Origin of the sequence: uncultured Phascolarctobacterium sp. (genome assembly GCF_937920985.1) — a bacterium.
Classification (GTDB): domain Bacteria; phylum Bacillota; class Negativicutes; order Acidaminococcales; family Acidaminococcaceae; genus Phascolarctobacterium_A.
This window is the reverse complement of record NZ_CALDXR010000002.1, coordinates 1-16,215: the sequence shown is the minus strand read 5'-3', so window position 1 is coordinate 16,215 and position 16,215 is coordinate 1. Positions and strand designations below refer to the sequence as shown.

Here is a 16,215-nt window from a genome sequence, read left to right as displayed (position 1 = left end):
GATTCAAAAATCCTCCTTTAATATATGCTCTTTAATCTTTTAAAAGAGCCTGCAATTTCTTAATACTTTCTGTATACGGCGCTTTAAGCACGCCATGCTCGGTAATAATACCGGTAATAAGCTCTGCCGGTGTCACGTCAAACGCAGGGTTAAACACTGCCACGCCCTCAGGCGCAGTCTGCTCGCTGCGGAAATGACGTACCTCGTCGGCCTTGCGCTCCTCGATAGGAATCTGCGCACCTGTAGCAATGGAAAAGTCAAAGGTGCTCGTCGGTGCGGCGATATAAAACGGAATCCCATGTGCCTTCGCCGCCAGTGCCACGCCATAGGTGCCGATTTTGTTCGCCGTATCACCGTTGGCCGCAATTCTGTCGGCACCGACAACAACAGCGTTCACGCCCTTCGTGCGCATGGTCCACGCTGCCATATTATCGGTAATCAGCGTAACCGGGATGCCATCCTCAAACAGCTCAAACGCCGTCAGGCGCGCACCCTGCAGCAGCGGACGCGTTTCGTCGGCATAAACCATCTTCAGCTTGCCCTGCGCATAAGCACTGCGGATAACGCCCAGTGCCGTACCCCAACCGCAGGTTGCCAATGCGCCTGCGTTGCAGTGCGTCAGCACTACGGCAGCGTCAGGCAGCACAGCAGCGCCGTATTCGCCCATACGCTTATTCATGGTGATATCGTCCGCATAAATCTGCTCGGCCTTCTCCTCCAGCGCCTTGATAATCGCCGCAGGTGACTTGTCCTCGCCGTTCAGGCGCACAGCCAAAGCGTATTGCAGATTTGCCGCCCACGCCAGGTTTACCGCCGTAGGACGCGCAGTAATCAAATCAGCGCGCACAACGTCCAGCGCACCCAAAAAGTCAGGCTTGTCCGCAACCTCGCGCGCACCCAGCACCATAGCGAAGGCAGCGGCAGCGCCGATTGCCGGAGCACCGCGCACCTCCAAGCGTTCAATCGCCACCTTCACGCGCTTGTAATCCACGCAGGTAATCCATTCTATCTTTTGCGGCAGCAGAGTCTGGTCCAGCAGCACCAGGCTCCCCTGCTCCCAACGCATAGTTTCTACCATAACAACCTCTTACAGCTTAAAGCCGCCAAACTCCTGCATAGCGTGATGGCAGTTGCACTTCGCCTCAGTCGGCTCTTCATAAGCGATGAAGGACAGAATCAGCTTTTCCATATTCTTAATGCTCAGTGCCATAGCGTCGCAAACCTCTTTATGGGAAAGCGGTGTCGGGGAAATGCCTGCTGCCATATTGGTAACGATGGAGCAGTTGGTGTAGCACATCTCTGCCTCACGCGCCAGAATAGATTCCGGCATATTGGTCATGCCAACCAGGTCACCGCCCAGCATAGCGAACATCTTGATTTCGGCAGCACTTTCAAAGCGCGGGCCTTCGGTGCAAACATAAACACCGTGCTTATGGAAGGTAATATCTGTTTTCTCCAGACATTTGATAACCTTCTCGCGCAAAGTCGGGCAATACGGATAGGTGAAATCACAGTGCGCTACACCACGCTCAGGGGAATCGTAGAAGGTGTTGATGCGGCTCTTGGTGAAGTCCAGCACGTTGTCGCAAACTACGAAGTGACCTGCCTTCATCTCCGGGTTGAGGGAGCCAACTGCGGTAGTAGCAAAAATCTCCTCCGTTCCCAGGCTCTTCATCGCCCAGATGTTGGCGCGATAGTTTACCTTGTGGGGCGGTACGGAGTGGTCTACGCCGTGACGGCTCACGAAAACCACCTGATTACCGCTCATTGTGCCGATGTTGCACAATGCTTTACCGAATGGTGTTTCTATAATTTTTTTTTCGAATCCCTTCAAAGTATCGGGATTGTCAATACCGGTTCCGCCAATGATAGCAATTTTACGCATAAGCTTTGCCTCCTTTATGGGTAAATGTGATAATGAAAACTGTTTGCTAAAGTATGTTATTACGCATAATATCTATGCAGATTCTCCACACTTTTTCTATTATATAATACCATAAATAAGGCATAATTTAAAGAGTAAAGAAAAAGCACTCTCAGCAGGTGTGAGAGTGCGAAGTGGGTTATTTTAAAATAAGCCAATAACCATTTTTCTTAGAACCTTTACGTTTTACGATACCAGTTTTTTTTAATGATGCAAGCATTCTTCTAATGGTTCTATCTGTAGTATTCAACTCTAAAGCCATAACATGTTGTGTAATATGTGGATTTTTCTCTAATATATTCAATAATTGCTTTTGCTTATCTATCTCACTGTCTGTTGAATCATCTATCGTTAGTTTAGAGCCTTCATTTGCACTTTTATTAGGACATCCGGCACCCATCGACTCATTTATTAGGACATCAGAGCCTTCATTTGCACTTTTATTAGGACATCCGGCACTCGTCAACTCATTTATTAGGACATCAGAACCTTCATTTGCACTTTTATTAGGACATCCGGCACTCGTCAACTCATTTATTAGGACAGCAGAGCCTTCATTTGCATTTTTATTAGGACATTGGGCACTTGTCAGCCCAACTTCTCCCAAACTTTCAACCGGTAACATCAAGCATACCCTGTCAGGATTTTCCTTTTCTGTAATATCCGGCATAGCAAAATCAGTACCAGTCCAAGCTTTAAAGATCATAGGTAAACCACTTCCAGCACGTTCACCTATATTTATTAGACTAAACATCTTTATTAAGCCGGAATTACGTGGATCGGAAATTCCGCCATTTATTGCTTCATCTAAATCTATTCTGAATGTACCGGCATTAGTCATCGTTATACTGGTAATGTTTCTTTCAATAACAACACCTGTATTTCCATAGTAATCAGCGTTGATTAAGGTATTTGCCAAAGCCTCTCTTAAAGCCTTATGCAATTCTGTATCATCAATGCGACTTATCCCGTCTAAAGCAAACGGTACTTTAACAGACTGAGCAATGCGGTTATATACACGGAAATAAAAATCGTATATATTACCGCTCCAATCACCGGAACTAGAAACAAACCTATCACTCCAACGAGTATCATCATCCAACTTTTCGCGATAATCCAAAAAGTAATGCGGATACTCTCTTACAATCTCATACTCGTACCCGAACATCAACAAGCCTGCAGCAGTAGGATGTAATTTACCATCAGCATCTCTGCCGACTGCTCCTATACGATAGAGAAAATCAACATCTTCAAGTGCTTCCCAAACATGCCCCGGTCTTATCCCCTGCATTCTTATGCGGTAACGTTTAATAGTATCTTTATCAAAGACATCTAAATTCATGTTTCCTAACACAAGCATATCCTGTGTTTTAGGCGAAGCATCGCGCAGCATTGCCTGAATAACCTCTTTGGTACAGCGATAATCACCCTCGCCATTGCGTTTGTATGACGAAAACAAATTACCATCAAGGTATATAGGCTTATCATATCTCTGTGCGCGCGGCACACTAATAATAATGATCTTTTTACCGTCGAATTCACGAACTATAACATCTTTATCGTTAAGGACATTGATACTGATTTTGCTTTGATTGTTGATGATATTCCAAAAGTCTATTACTAATGCATCAGCATCATTTACACCTTCAACATACAGCTGATGTTGCGCATCTTCTGTAACACCAAGTAAAATTATACCACCATTAGTATTAGCAAATGCAGAATAAGTTGCCCACAAACTCTTCGGCAAGCCAACGGCAGCCGCTTTTGCTTCCAAACGATTATTTTCTTTGTATTTTTCGATGTTAAAAAAGTCTAGCATAGGAACTCACCTTCAAATCAGCAATTTATAATAAAAATAGCTTTAAAAATATTCTTGAAAGAAATTTCTTGTTAACGTATATAACACATAACTTCTTAAGTCCATTATACTCGATAAAAATAGTTTTAACAAATCTATTTGCATCAAAAACTTTAATTACTTCTCCACTATCTCCAGCAGCTCCTGCGGCCTTGCAATCACAAAATCCGGCCTGCCCTCCTCCAGTAGCTTCTCCCAGCCAAAGGCCGTATAGCGCACGGCAACGGTTTGCGCCCCCGCACTGCGTCCGCTCTGCAAATCGAAGGGACTGTCGCCGACGCACAGGCACTCCTCCGGCTGCAAGCCCAGCTTGGCGCAGGCTGCCAGCATCGGCTCGGGATGCGGTTTGCTCTCCTTTGTATCGCCCAAGGCAATGGTCGCATCAAAATACTGCGTCAGCTGCAGGCAGTCCAGCCCACGGCGCAGCATCGGCGGCTTTTTGGAGGTAACCACCGCCAGCTTAATGCCATGCGCCTTCAGCTGCTCCAGTGTTTCCTTCACGCCGGGGATAGGACGGATCATATCATCGTGATGCGCGTTATTATATTCTCTGTAAGCATCGCGCATAGTCTCCACCAGCTCCGGCTTACCGGAAAGCGCAATCATTGCCTCCGGCAACGGCAGGCCAAAGGTAGCCACAATCTTTTCACGCTCCGGTGTAAAGCCCAACACCTCCCGGCATGTGTGCTCAAAGGTGGCAATAATCAAATCTATGGTATTGGCAATGGTGCCGTCAAAATCAAAAAGTATTCCCTTAATCTGCATCTTCATATCCTCTCCGCTCTTTTAGCTCATCTTCATAAAATTTGCATAAGCATAATAAATTTATTATATCATGTTTACCTGCCTCTGCGCACTAAAAAAGCACTCCCGCTTGCGCAGAAGTGCTTATAAAACTTATTTTTCGTCCTTTTTGGCAAAGACTACTTCCTTAGGACCGTCATTTACTGCGTCCTCGGGAATAATTACATCGTCGAAGCTGATGCCGCGGGTGTGCAGCGTGTGGCTCCACTCATGGTCATGGCGGTGCCACCAGCCAAGGGCTGTAATAGGAATCCAGCTGTAAATAAACAGCGGGTACAGCAGCAGATACATCCAGGACTTGAAGGAAGCGCGGATTTTCCACAGTACCGCTACCGGGAAAATATACTGGCCGATACCAACCAAGGTCCAAACCTCTACCGGAATAATGGTATACAGGATATTGGTGTAGAACGGATAGAAGTTATAAATATAGCTGCAAAGCACGAAGAACGTGGAAATCATCAGGAAGTACGGCTGAATGAGGTTCACAGAGCAGTCCAGCATGACGATATTACGTGTCTTGATTGCTTTTTTGATCATCGGGATGAGATAGCGGTCTGCAACGTCAAAGTGGCCCTGTGACCAACGCTTACGCTGGTTCCAGGTCTGCTTGAAGGTCAGCGGCTTTTCATCATAGATGATTGCATCATGCGCCCAGGTTGTAGGAATACCTTCCATCATCGCCTGAATGGTGAACTCCATATCCTCTGTCAGGCAGGTTGCACGCCAGCCGTAACGCTTCAGCACCTCGGTGTCAAAGCACATACCGGTACCGCCAAGGCAGCAGGACAGGCCCATGTTGTACTTTGCCAAGCTCCATACATGGTTAACAATCCAGAAGGAAATTGCAAATACGCCGCTTACCCAAGTATCAGTCGGGTTTTTGGCGTCCATATAGCCTTGGATAATGCGTTCGCCGTTGCACAGACGACTGTTCATCTCCTGCAGGAAGTTGGGATGCACCAGGTTATCGGCATCGAAAACGCAAACCGCATCATACTTTTTATCCAGCTTGAACAGTCTGTCGAACATCCACGCGAGAGCAAAGCCCTTGCCCTTACCGGTTTCGCTGAAGCGCTCATGCACCAGCGCGCCGGCCTTGCGTGCAACCTCTGCGGTTTTGTCCGAGCAGTTGTCTGCAACAACATAGATATCATATAAAGCGTCATTATAATTCAGACGACGCAGGTTATCTACCAATTGAGCAATAACTCTTTCCTCGTTATGCGCGCAGGCAATCAAGGCAAAGGTCTTGCTTTCATTATATATCTTAACTTCCTTCTTCTTGCCGAACAGGCCGAACCAAGAAACAAAAAAGTAGTAGAGCGTAAAAAATATAATCAATAGCTGCAAAGGTATCATGATTATATCAAAAGCTGTATACATCAAAAATCTCCTTTACTCCCCTAACGGCAAATTATTTGTTCTTACCTGTAAGAGCACGGTAAACATGGTTTACAATGCCTGCCAGCGTATAGGTAAACATTGCTACAAACGGCCACGCACCGGGACGCTCGTACAACATTACGGCACCGACGATTACGGCAATGATTACAGGCAGACGGTACATAGGATTCCCCTTGCCCTTGAAATCCGGAAATTTGACCTCGCTGTACATGATGCAGGCAATTACCAGAGTAACTGCTGCCAGCACAGCCGGAGCGAACTGATAACCGGAAACAACATAGGTTGCCAAGAAGCAGGCACCTGCCGGAATAGGCATGCCCTGGAAATAACCGTGTACAACACCGGTGTTGCAGTTGAAGCGTGCCAGACGCAGGCAGCCGCCGACAGCGAAAAGTGCAGCTATAACCTGACCTGCAAGGCCCAGCTCCTGCAGACCATACATATAAATCATGATGGCAGGCGCAACGCCGAAGGAGCACATATCGCAAAGAGAATCCATCTCCTTGCCGAAGTCACCGCCGCCAACGCCGAGAGCGCGGGCAGCACGGCCATCCATAGAGTCAAAAATTACAGCGATTACGATGAAGACGGGGGCAAGGAAGAAATCGCCCTCGATAGTTTTAAAGATAGACAGCACACCGAAAATAAGGCTCGCAGAGCTGATGCTGTTCGGAATCAGACGACGCCAGTTCATTGTTCTTTAACCCTCCCCACTACGGTAATACCGCCAACAACCTTATCACCCTTCTTAACGGTGATTTCAACATTTCTGGGAACTACCAGCTCGGTGCTGGAGCCGAATTTGATCATGCCATAGGTTTCACCCTGTTTGAGGTTGGTGCCTACAGTTACCCAGGAAACGATACGGCGTGCCAGCAGACCGGCAATCTGGATTACCAAAAAGCGCATACGGCCGTTATCCATTCCGATAGCATGACGCTCGTTTTCGAAAGAAGCGTTTTTCTCATACGCAGGTACGAATTGACCGCAGGTATAGCGCTGATATTTGATTTCGCCGTCGAGCGGCGCACGGTTGGTGTGTACGTTGAATACGGAAAGGAAGATAGTTACCTTAGTCGCAGGCTCGTTGAGATATTCATCATCAAAAATTTCATCTACGCCCATTACCGTACCGTCTGCAGGCGAATACAGGATGTTGGGATCATAAGGCGTAACGCGGTGAAAATCACGGAAGAAGTAGGCAAAGTATAATGCCAGCACTACAGGGATTACGGCCCACACAGCGCCAAAGAAATAATATACTATTGCAGCCAACAACAGAGAAACACCAACATAAATATAACCATCTTTTACAATAAACATATAAAGCCTCGCTTTCCTGCGAATATTTCTTTTAATCTAAAATTTCATATCAGCAAGCAACATCAAACTGACTGTGCAGTCTGTTTTTCGCGGATATAAAAAGTGATGGAATGCTACTTCCATCACTTTATTATAATACACCTACCTGCTTTTGTCTATATAAGTGTAAAATTCTTAGCACTTTCGGCAAGCACAACGTTTTTCGGTATGTATCAGAACTTGGATGCCATTACCTTGATTACAAACTTAGGCAGCGCCATCATACGCATAAAACGGCTGGGCTGCTTGTACAGGCGGAAGGCCCATTCCAAAGAAGCATCCTGCATCCATTTAGGTGCGCGCTCCATTTTACCGGCGAGCACGTCAAAGCTGCCGCCAATGCCCATCAGAATTTTGGCGTTCAGCTCTGCGCGGTTTGCCACCAGCCATTTTTCCTGCTTCGGTGCGCCCAAGGCAACGAAAAGCATGTCTGCCCCGCTGGCGTTGATATCCGCAATAATCTGCGGCACATCCTCATCCTTAAAGTAACCGTTGTGGCAGCCTACTACCTTTACGCCCGGATAAAGCTCCTCAGCCTTCGCCTTCGCAGCTTCGGCAACGCCGGGACTGCCGCCGAAAAAGTACGCCTTATAGCCCTTGTGCGCAGATAAATCCAGCAGCTCGTTGTACAGGTCAAAGCCTGCTACACGCTCCGGCACCTTATAGCCCAGGTGTCTGCCTGCCCACACGGCACCGGCGCCGTCGGGCAGCACCAGCTCTGCATCCTCGCAGATGATTTTCTTGTATTCTGCGTTATCCTGGCACATCATGATGATTTCGGCATTCGCGGTAACAACGAAGGTCTGCTCCTTGGCGAGCATTCTTTCTTCAAGCGTTTTCACTGCCTCCTGCATAGTCATAGCGTGTACAGGCACGCCTAATATTTTAATTGCTTGTATCATTAAAATTCACCTCATTCGTTATGCGTCATTACACGCTAAAAATTTTTCAAAGTGATTTTGATAAGGGAACCATTATAATTCCAGCAAAATTAGCTTTGATATTTCTCAAGATTGTCCATTATTTTTTTAATTATATCATCAAATTGAAAATCAAATTCTTCCTTCTTTATTTTAAACTCAAAACCACTTACAGTATTACCAAATGATTTAGTTTTCTTATCTCTTTCAGGCATTCTTATTCTATATAACAATTTTTCATCATCATATGTTATTCCAATAACATAATGTGCACTAAAGAACTTATTCCAAGTTTTATATTTTGTAAGTTTAAAAAAATTGCACTTTTCTATATCTCTCTTATACTCTGATAAGCTTAAAGCAATTGCATCTTCAACCGACTTTTTCAAATGTGACATGTTCTTTACGTTTATCAACTCTTTCATAGCTTCACCAAAACCTATTGAGTTGATATGATATACTAATACAGAGATTTGAAAAGTATCACGCTCAATATATATATCTAATAATCCTAACATAATTATAAATCCACCTTTCTGCGAAAGGCACCAATGCGGTTATGAAACTACCTGTTACCTTTCTTTTTTTATATTTCCCTCTTATATTAGTTTTGTAAAACTGACGAACTACAGAACACGTGGATGTGAGTGGCGGAAGATTACTCTTTACCCCGCATCATTATATGTTGTCGGTTGTCCGTATAGGCATCAATGATTGGCGCATACCGTAGCCCGTAAACTTATCTCTTCAGAAGTCGACTCGATTTTTGCCGGATGACCAGTTAATTGTCAGTTTTACAACTATACTATTTCAGGGAGGTTTTATTGTTTGTTTAAAATTTTTCGTAAGAACTGTTGCGGACTTGATGTCCATAAGACTTGGATTTATGCCTGTATCGGTATTACAGACAACAATGGCAGAACTGAATATAAACAAGCTCGTTTCTCTTCCTTTTCCAAAGGATTGAAGGAACTGCTTAATTGGCTTGTTAAATACGACTGCTTTGATGTCTGCATGGAATCTACAGGTAAATACTGGATTCCTGTTTTTAATATCTTAGAAAAGGATTGCAAAGTTGTTCTTGCACACCCTAAATATACTAAGCCACAAAAGGGTAACAAAACTGACCGCAAGGATGCTAAATGGATTTGTGATTTATTTGCTTGCGATATGATAAAGCCTAGCTTTATTCCGCCTGCATCTATCCGTCATCTGCGAGATTTGGTAAGATACCGTTTCAAGCTCAACAATATGCTTTCCGGTGAGAAGAATCGTGCCCAAAACTGTCTTACTGTCTCCAATCTCAAGCTTGATGACGTTTTTTCTGATGTTTTCGGAAAAACTTCTATGGCTATTACCAATTATATTCTTGAACATCCCGGCGAAATTTTTGATGTTGCTCCATTCGTTACCAAGCGCTGTAAAACACCTGTATCTGAAATTCAGGCCGCTGTTGATGGTGCTATATCTCAAGAACAGGCTGTTAAGCACTTGTCTAAACCACATTGAGCAGCTTACAGAATCTAAAGAAAAAATAACACAGGAAATCCTTCGTGTAGCCGAACCTTATTCCGAAGCCTTAAATCTCTTACAAACTGTTCCCGGTTTAGAAAAGAACCGTATTACAGCTATCTCAATACTTTCCGAAATAGGAGCAGATATGTCTGTGTTCCCAACAGCCAAACATCTCGCTTCCTGGGCAGGATGCTGTCCTCGTAATGATGAAAGTGCTCGCAAAATAAAATCCACTAGGATTTCCCGTGCTGGTTCTTATTTTAAACCAATATTGGTGCAAATTGCAAACGCTTTATTAAAATCTAAGGAACATCCTGAGTTCGGAGAACGCTACAGAAGGATTAAGGCTCGCAGATGACACAAGAAAGCTATTATAGCCATTTGCAGAATGTTGCTCACAGCTATCTGGCACATACTCAAAAAACATGTACCATATTCTGCTGAAGGTTTTGTTGAACAACGCCAAGTAAAGCCTTCCAAAAAACTTTCTCTTTCACAGGCATTACATTTGCTCAAAGAACGTGGCTATATTATTGATATGCCTTTACGTGAATAAAGTTGGCTACTAAAATATTGTTTTTTGACCACCGCGAGATGGTCTGTTTGCTATGTAATAATTCAAGTCACTGCTTGACTGGGGGTTGTTTCAAACTTATACCTACTCTATTATAGTTATTTTTATTCTTATATTTTTGCTTTTAGCATATTGTATTGCTTCATCTAGTCCTCTTTTTTGGTCTTGTGAAATCTTAATTTTAGGAATAGCAACTTCTAATTCTTTGTAATCATATACTTCTTTAGAAACAACAGTTCCATGCCAAGCTCTTTCTGTAAAACTATCCAATGTATCTATATTTTTGACCAAAGTATTATATATCCCTCTACCAGTTTGATAAGTATTTGCAGTTAAGTCCATACTTTTTATACTAGTAATAGTTCTATCATTTAATTTATCAACAACAGGAAAATTATAGCCTAAATTGTTGCCTAGTGCCTTATCTATAATTTGTCCTCTTTTAAACGCCCCCTTTTCCCATAGGCTATCACCTATATACACAATATCATTAGTTAGTTTAGTAGTCGATATGCTCTTAGCTGTGTACTTTTCTAAACTAGAAACAATCTTGCCTACTCTAGGAAATTTAGTTAATATTTTGCTACTCCCAGAAGCAACACATAAAGAAGCTATATCAACACTAATACGACCTAACTCGTAACCTGTTTCTTCTGCTGTACCATTTTCAAATTTATCCAACCTCTCGTTGAATACATCTACAAATTGCTCTTTTATTTCATTCGCTAAACTAGGTTCTTCATATACAGCTTGCAAGAATTGATACATTTCATTAAGAGTACCAAGAGGATCTGAAACAATAGCAGATATATCTTCTATTTCTTCAATACCTCTATCTTTTAATCCTTCTCCATATCCATTTAATACACGTTTAGGATTAAATATTATATCTGCTACCTCATTGTTCTTCGTTCCGCTCGCAGCAGCACTTGCTCCAGCTTGCGCATTACCAGATACAAATTCAGCCACAACTGCTCCTAATGCTGCACTTACCCATTGCATTTTATCAGGCTCATAATTAGCCGCTTTTTTAACTTCTTCAATAACTAGCTTGTTTATTCCAGCAGCAGTTGCACCAGCAAGAAAATCTCCCCCAGTAAGCTTACTCATAATTCCACCAACAACTGCATGATAAAGAGCTTTCTGTTCGTTGCTGCCATCCATGTAGTGAATCTCATTATACGCCAATTCGCCAAACAAATTTGCTAATTCCTGGCGTTCTTCAACCTTCGTCTTGTCAAATATTTCACCAAGCTTATTAAGGCTGTTTGCAGTATCACGATTCAGCTTATTGATATCCTGCTTTTGGTTTTCCTTATCACGAATTTCAATTGTACCTTTGCTAATTGTAGCTTTCGTTGTACTCTCAGCTTCTCCGCTTGCAGGCATACCAATATCAGGTGTTATACCTTTTTCATTGTATTCTGCATCATTGTTTTTGTTTACTTTGATGCCAGCTCCACCTGCTTTGTAATCCGCCTTATTTTGAATATCTTCAAACGTCAACGTACCTGTCGAAAGCTTATTCTTGTCAGCATCAGCAGTACTTGAAATAATACCACCCTTAAGGTCAGTATTATCTTCTACAAGGATATCAAAGCCATCTTTGCCAGCGTAGATACCGCTTTGCTCAATTACGCTTTCATATTTGCTATCAATCTTGCCAACACTTGCACTGCCGCTAACTGCTTTATTACTGCCAAGACCAACGCTCGCGCCAACAGATTTATTGTTTTCCTTATAGCTGTTGCTGTCCTGCTTGCTTTCGATGTTAAGGCCTCCGCCTACGTTACCGGTAACCTTTTCACCGCTCAGCTTGCCACCTTTAATATTGGTGTCGTTACCGCTTGCAAAACTCAAATCTTTATTGGCAGTCACATTGCTTTCGTTATAGGTTGTGCCATTTGCAGACACTTCTCCCTTGGACATACTGCCAGAAATGCTGTAGCTTGGGCCTTTACCAAGTTCCAGGCTTGCGCCAACACTTGCACTGCTGGATTTACTGTTTTGCTCCGTTTTATTCGTATTTTTAGACGCAGTTATATTAAGGTTTTCTTTAGCGTTTAAGGTAACGTCCTTGCCTTCAACATTGCTGCCAGTGATATTAATATCTTTCTTCGTAGAAGTAACATTAACATCTCCTCCCGCCTTTACTTCGCTGGCGTTAGCTACTGTTGTTGTGCTATTACTTTCACTCTTGCTCTTCGTTGTGCCAAGGCTGACATTAATAGACAAGTTTTCGGTTACCTTGCCACCGCCATTGCTTTTAATATTTTTGATAGCTTTATCAGCATCCTTGTATCCTTTGACAGCAACTAAAGCACCAAGGCGTTTATCTTCAACATCTGCTGCATGTTTTACGCTATTCGCTGCGTTATTTACAACATCTACATAAGCGCCGCCAACCGAAACACTCAGTCCTGTTCTTTTAAACTCATGCTTCTCCTGCGCATTATAAACGCTGTTGCTGTTTTCAATTTTAACATTTTCGCCAGTGATATTTATATCCTTACCCGCAACAACAGTACTGCCTTTAACGTTAGCAGCCTTATCTGCATCCAGGTTCACATTGCCTTTAACACTGCCAACTGTGCTTCCCACCTGCTCAGTATTCTGGTTGGCGTACTGGTCCTTCTGCTTTTCCTTGCCAATGGTAAAGCCCAAGCCACCGCCAGCAAACACACCGCTCTTCTTTACAGATTTTCTGTATTCGCTTTCGCTTGTTTGCTCCGCACTGCCGATATTCATACTGCCGCCGGTTTTTACGCTTACGTCATTATCTGCAACTACGTTGCTGCCTGTAACATTCGTATCTTTTTTGCTGCTAATTGCAATTTCTCCGGCAGAAACATTGCTGCCGACAACAGTATTCTGCTTACTGTAATCATAAATATCCGTTGTTTTGGATGAAAGCAATCCACTGACCTTATTATGCTCTTCATGCAGGCGCTCATGGTATTCTGTTGCATTAGTGATATTTATATTATTTTCGGCAATCAGGTCTGCTTTTCCTGCTTCACTGGCTACGTTGCTGCCTTTTATATTTATATCTTTGCCACTTGCAATGCTGATATCGTTCTTCGCTGCAATAGTAGTGCCTTTCACAGCTTCATCCACCTGCTTGTTATGGTTGTAATAGCTGCCGCCACGACTGCCTACCCGGGTTTCCTCACTATAGCTGTCTTTAACGGCGTTGATATTGACATTGCCACCTGCTTTGACAGCAGTGTCTTTATCTGCAGCAATGAGTCCGCCTTGGATGTTGACATCACTGCCTGCGTTGATATTCACATTTCCGCCTGTCATCACGCTCTGCTGGTTCTCAACGCTATGGATTTCTGCTGAGGAACCTGGGCATACTACACCTACGTGCTTTTCGTTGGCTACTGTTACTATATCAACATTTCTGCCTGCATTCAAGTCAAGGTTATTATCTGCTACAAGCACGCTACCTTTATTGACAATGTCCTTTTCAACATTGATGCTGAGATTTTGGCCAGTTCTAATAGAGCCAGCGTTACCTACAGTTTTCTGGTCTAGTCCTTTATACTGGCTTTCTTTCACATTAGCCTCATTAATGACGTTTTCACCGTTGAGGATTGTATCCACTCTGGCACGGATGTTGCCGCCCTTATTGGTGATGTTCTTGTCCGCATCCAGATTGACGTTTTCACCATCTATACGGCCACCAAGATTATTGATGTTCTCACCTTTAAGCTCTACTGTTCCGTCAGCCCTGATGGTGCCAATGTTTTCAATATTCTCTTTGGAGTAGATGGCTACATCTCCACCTACTATGAGTGCTCCGTCATTAGTCAGGTTCTCTGCTCTTACAGAAGCAAGGAATACTTCTGGTACAAGTACCTTTTCGCCGTTGACTACTTTTTCTACGATGATTTTCATTTCAAAGAACCAACAAATGTTATCTATTGATGTCCTTTAGTTCATTATCAATCTTCTTTACTTGTTCATTTAGCCACTCTTCTTTACTCAAATAATCTTTTTCCTGATTTACAAGCATTCTATAACTTTTAACTACCTCGTCATCAACACAGTGTTCTTCTATTTGCGCTTTTAACACACCCATATAAAATTGTAATGCTGTATCTGGAAAGATTAGTTCCTGTTGATATTCCTTTTTCATTTGGATTAAAATATTCGTTTTTATTTTAGCTAGATTTTCTTTTGTACTATAATATACATCACCATATAATCCATCAAAATCATCCTCCTTATTAATATCATCCAAACTTTCATCTTCAGGGATATTATATAATCCTAATTCTCTTAATTTATCTCTATAGAATTTTAACGCACCAGCTGGAAAAAAAGTTGATCCTATCTGCGCCAAGCCTAAGTCTGATTCTTTTTCAACAATTTTGATTATTCTTCTTTCCTCTCCATCTCCCCAATGATAAATAATATATTTATTATTATCATCTAAATCTCTTTCATACTGATCTGGCCAAACAAAATCTTTTACCTTTAATTTGCCAATTTTTCTCCAAAATTTATCTTCAAATATCATTATGGTAGAAATTATTTTTTTATTTTCTATTTCTCCAATATTACATCCGTGTACAGTTGGATTTACAGCATATAAACCAAACATTTTAAACCCTATAGGTATATGTTTTGCTAAGTAAATTAAGTACCCTTTATTTTGATGCTTGTCTATAATGACTTCTAAAACATCTCCAATATATAATCTGCTCATTTTAAAATCCTCACTTAATTAATTTTTTTCCTAAATCTAACAGAAATTTACCCCACGTTTTATCAGTATTAACTGGTCTTATTTTGTTTAAAAGATTAGATTTGCCACCATACTTTTCATAATATGCTTCTTCTAGTCCCCGTCCTTCAGCATAAGAAACGCTATTATCCGTTAGTAATGTAAATACTAACATTCTTTTTTCTGGATTAGCTGCATGTTGTGCTTTTCTTGCCAAAGGATTATTAGTCCTACTAATATACCTTACTTTACCAGATGCATCCTTCAAAGCATATACATATTGTCGTGATCTCTGTGAATATTGTAAGAATTTCTTTACGAATTCAGGATTATTCACTAACTTTTCTACTTCCAGCATTCCAGGTGTTGCTGCATATGCAGTACTAGGATTGAATGCAATATCACCTAAGATATATCCCGGAGTCCCGCCAAAGCCAGATAAGAAGGAACCTAATGAATCACCGCCTAATTGATCAAGAAGATTCATAGAAGTTTGGTTGATTATCTCTTGATATTTTTTATTATACTCATCTCTAATATATAGAATTGCACTATAAGAAACATCACCATTAATATAGAGCTGTTCCCAAATATCTTTATCTTCTTTTAAATCAGATAGCCTTTCATCCCTTTCATAACCCAACGTCATTGCTAATTGTTCTCTATTAAAGATCCAATCTAATGCCTCATTGTTTTTCGTCCCACTGCCAGCAGTACTTGCACCAGCTTGGGCATTACCAGATACAAATTCAGCCACAACTGCTCCTAATGCTGCACTTACCCATTGCATTTTATCAGGCTCATAATTAGCCGCTTTTTTAACTTCTTCAATAACTAGCTTGTTTATTCCAGCAGCAGTTGCACCAGCAAGAAAATCTCCCCCAGTAAGCTTACTCATAATTCCACCAACAACTGCATGATAAAGAGCTTTCTGTTCGTTGCTGCCATCCATGTAGTGAATCTCATTATACGCCAATTCGCCAAACAAATTTGCTAATTCCTGGCGTTCTTCAATTTTTGTCTTATCAAAAATCTCGCCAAGCTTATTAAGGCTGTTTGCATTATCACGATTCAGCTTATTGATATCCTGCTTCTGATTCTCTTTATCACGGA

The 16,215-nt window shown here is 42.3% G+C and carries 12 protein-coding genes and 1 pseudogene; 1 reads left to right on the top strand and 12 read right to left on the bottom strand.

Annotated elements, in window-relative coordinates; all coding sequences use genetic code 11:
- Window positions 1-31 precede the first annotated feature (31 nt).
- The 9 genes from mtnA to Q0612_RS00060 form a co-directional block, all read right to left on the bottom strand.
- Window positions 32-1,078: an S-methyl-5-thioribose-1-phosphate isomerase gene (gene mtnA, locus Q0612_RS00100; protein WP_298879165.1), complete on the bottom strand. Its 1,047-nt coding sequence runs from the start codon at window positions 1,076-1,078 to the stop codon at window positions 32-34.
- Window positions 1,079-1,087: 9 nt separating this feature from the next.
- Entirely contained in the window at window positions 1,088-1,885 is a 798-nt protein-coding gene (gene mtnP / locus Q0612_RS00095) for an S-methyl-5'-thioadenosine phosphorylase (protein ID WP_009145105.1), read from the bottom strand.
- 178 nt (window positions 1,886-2,063) lie between these two features.
- Window positions 2,064-3,746, bottom strand: coding sequence for an RNA-binding domain-containing protein (locus tag Q0612_RS00090; RefSeq protein WP_298879160.1), 1,683 nt, complete (start codon window positions 3,744-3,746; stop codon window positions 2,064-2,066).
- Between the two features lie 156 nt (window positions 3,747-3,902).
- Window positions 3,903-4,556, bottom strand: coding sequence for an HAD-IA family hydrolase (locus Q0612_RS00085; protein ID WP_298879158.1), 654 nt, complete (start codon window positions 4,554-4,556; stop codon window positions 3,903-3,905).
- Window positions 4,557-4,682: 126 nt separating this feature from the next.
- Window positions 4,683-5,975 (bottom strand): glycosyltransferase family 2 protein, encoded by a 1,293-nt coding sequence (locus Q0612_RS00080; protein WP_009145103.1) that lies wholly within the window; start codon window positions 5,973-5,975, stop codon window positions 4,683-4,685.
- A gap of 31 nt (window positions 5,976-6,006) precedes the next feature.
- Complete coding sequence (pssA, locus tag Q0612_RS00075) at window positions 6,007-6,690, bottom strand: CDP-diacylglycerol--serine O-phosphatidyltransferase (RefSeq protein ID WP_293388400.1); 684 nt, start codon at window positions 6,688-6,690, stop codon at window positions 6,007-6,009.
- Window positions 6,687-7,319, bottom strand: a complete 633-nt coding sequence (locus Q0612_RS00070) for a phosphatidylserine decarboxylase family protein (protein WP_293725355.1) — start codon at window positions 7,317-7,319, stop codon at window positions 6,687-6,689. Before Q0612_RS00070 ends, pssA begins: the two co-directional genes overlap by 4 nt.
- Before the next feature lie 212 nt (window positions 7,320-7,531).
- Window positions 7,532-8,260 carry a WecB/TagA/CpsF family glycosyltransferase gene (locus tag Q0612_RS00065; protein ID WP_298879154.1) on the bottom strand — a complete coding sequence of 243 codons (729 nt, stop codon included), beginning with the start codon at window positions 8,258-8,260 and terminating at the stop codon, window positions 7,532-7,534.
- 89 nt (window positions 8,261-8,349) lie between these two features.
- Window positions 8,350-8,796, bottom strand: a complete 447-nt coding sequence (locus Q0612_RS00060; RefSeq protein WP_298879153.1) for a hypothetical protein — start codon at window positions 8,794-8,796, stop codon at window positions 8,350-8,352.
- Between the two features lie 310 nt (window positions 8,797-9,106).
- Here Q0612_RS00060 and Q0612_RS11870 point away from each other — a divergent pair.
- Window positions 9,107-10,349: pseudogene (locus Q0612_RS11870) on the top strand (IS110 family transposase).
- A 102-nt stretch (window positions 10,350-10,451) separates the two neighbouring features.
- On the opposite strand, the gene Q0612_RS00050 reads toward Q0612_RS11870, so the two are convergent.
- From Q0612_RS00050 to Q0612_RS00040, 3 genes are all read right to left on the bottom strand, one after another.
- On the bottom strand, window positions 10,452-14,270 hold the full coding sequence (locus tag Q0612_RS00050; RefSeq protein ID WP_298879151.1) for a hemagglutinin repeat-containing protein: 3,819 nt from the start codon (window positions 14,268-14,270) through the stop codon (window positions 10,452-10,454).
- A gap of 19 nt (window positions 14,271-14,289) precedes the next feature.
- On the bottom strand, window positions 14,290-15,084 hold the full coding sequence (locus Q0612_RS00045; protein ID WP_298879150.1) for a hypothetical protein: 795 nt from the start codon (window positions 15,082-15,084) through the stop codon (window positions 14,290-14,292).
- 10 nt (window positions 15,085-15,094) lie between these two features.
- A partial coding sequence (locus Q0612_RS00040) for a hypothetical protein (protein ID WP_298879149.1) occupies window positions 15,095-16,215 on the bottom strand: 1,121 nt, incomplete at its 5' end.

Excerpts from the sequence above, each read along its gene's own strand:
- Q0612_RS00090 (WP_298879160.1), bottom strand. The coding sequence starts at position 3,746 with ATGCTAGACTTTTTTAACATCGAAAAATACAAAGAAAATAATCGTTTG.
- mtnA (WP_298879165.1), bottom strand. The coding sequence starts at position 1,078 with ATGGTAGAAACTATGCGTTGGGAGCAGGGGAGCCTGGTGCTGCTGGAC.
- Q0612_RS00085 (WP_298879158.1), bottom strand. The coding sequence starts at position 4,556 with ATGAAGATGCAGATTAAGGGAATACTTTTTGATTTTGACGGCACCATT.
- Q0612_RS00045 (WP_298879150.1), bottom strand. The coding sequence starts at position 15,084 with ATGAGCAGATTATATATTGGAGATGTTTTAGAAGTCATTATAGACAAG.
- Q0612_RS00070 (WP_293725355.1), bottom strand. The coding sequence starts at position 7,319 with ATGTTTATTGTAAAAGATGGTTATATTTATGTTGGTGTTTCTCTGTTG.
- Q0612_RS00080 (WP_009145103.1), bottom strand. The coding sequence starts at position 5,975 with ATGTATACAGCTTTTGATATAATCATGATACCTTTGCAGCTATTGATT.
- pssA (WP_293388400.1), bottom strand. The coding sequence starts at position 6,690 with ATGAACTGGCGTCGTCTGATTCCGAACAGCATCAGCTCTGCGAGCCTT.
- Q0612_RS00060 (WP_298879153.1), bottom strand. The coding sequence starts at position 8,796 with ATGTTAGGATTATTAGATATATATATTGAGCGTGATACTTTTCAAATC.
- Q0612_RS00065 (WP_298879154.1), bottom strand. The coding sequence starts at position 8,260 with ATGATACAAGCAATTAAAATATTAGGCGTGCCTGTACACGCTATGACT.
- Q0612_RS00050 (WP_298879151.1), bottom strand. The coding sequence starts at position 14,270 with ATGAAAATCATCGTAGAAAAAGTAGTCAACGGCGAAAAGGTACTTGTA.
- mtnP (WP_009145105.1), bottom strand. The coding sequence starts at position 1,885 with ATGCGTAAAATTGCTATCATTGGCGGAACCGGTATTGACAATCCCGAT.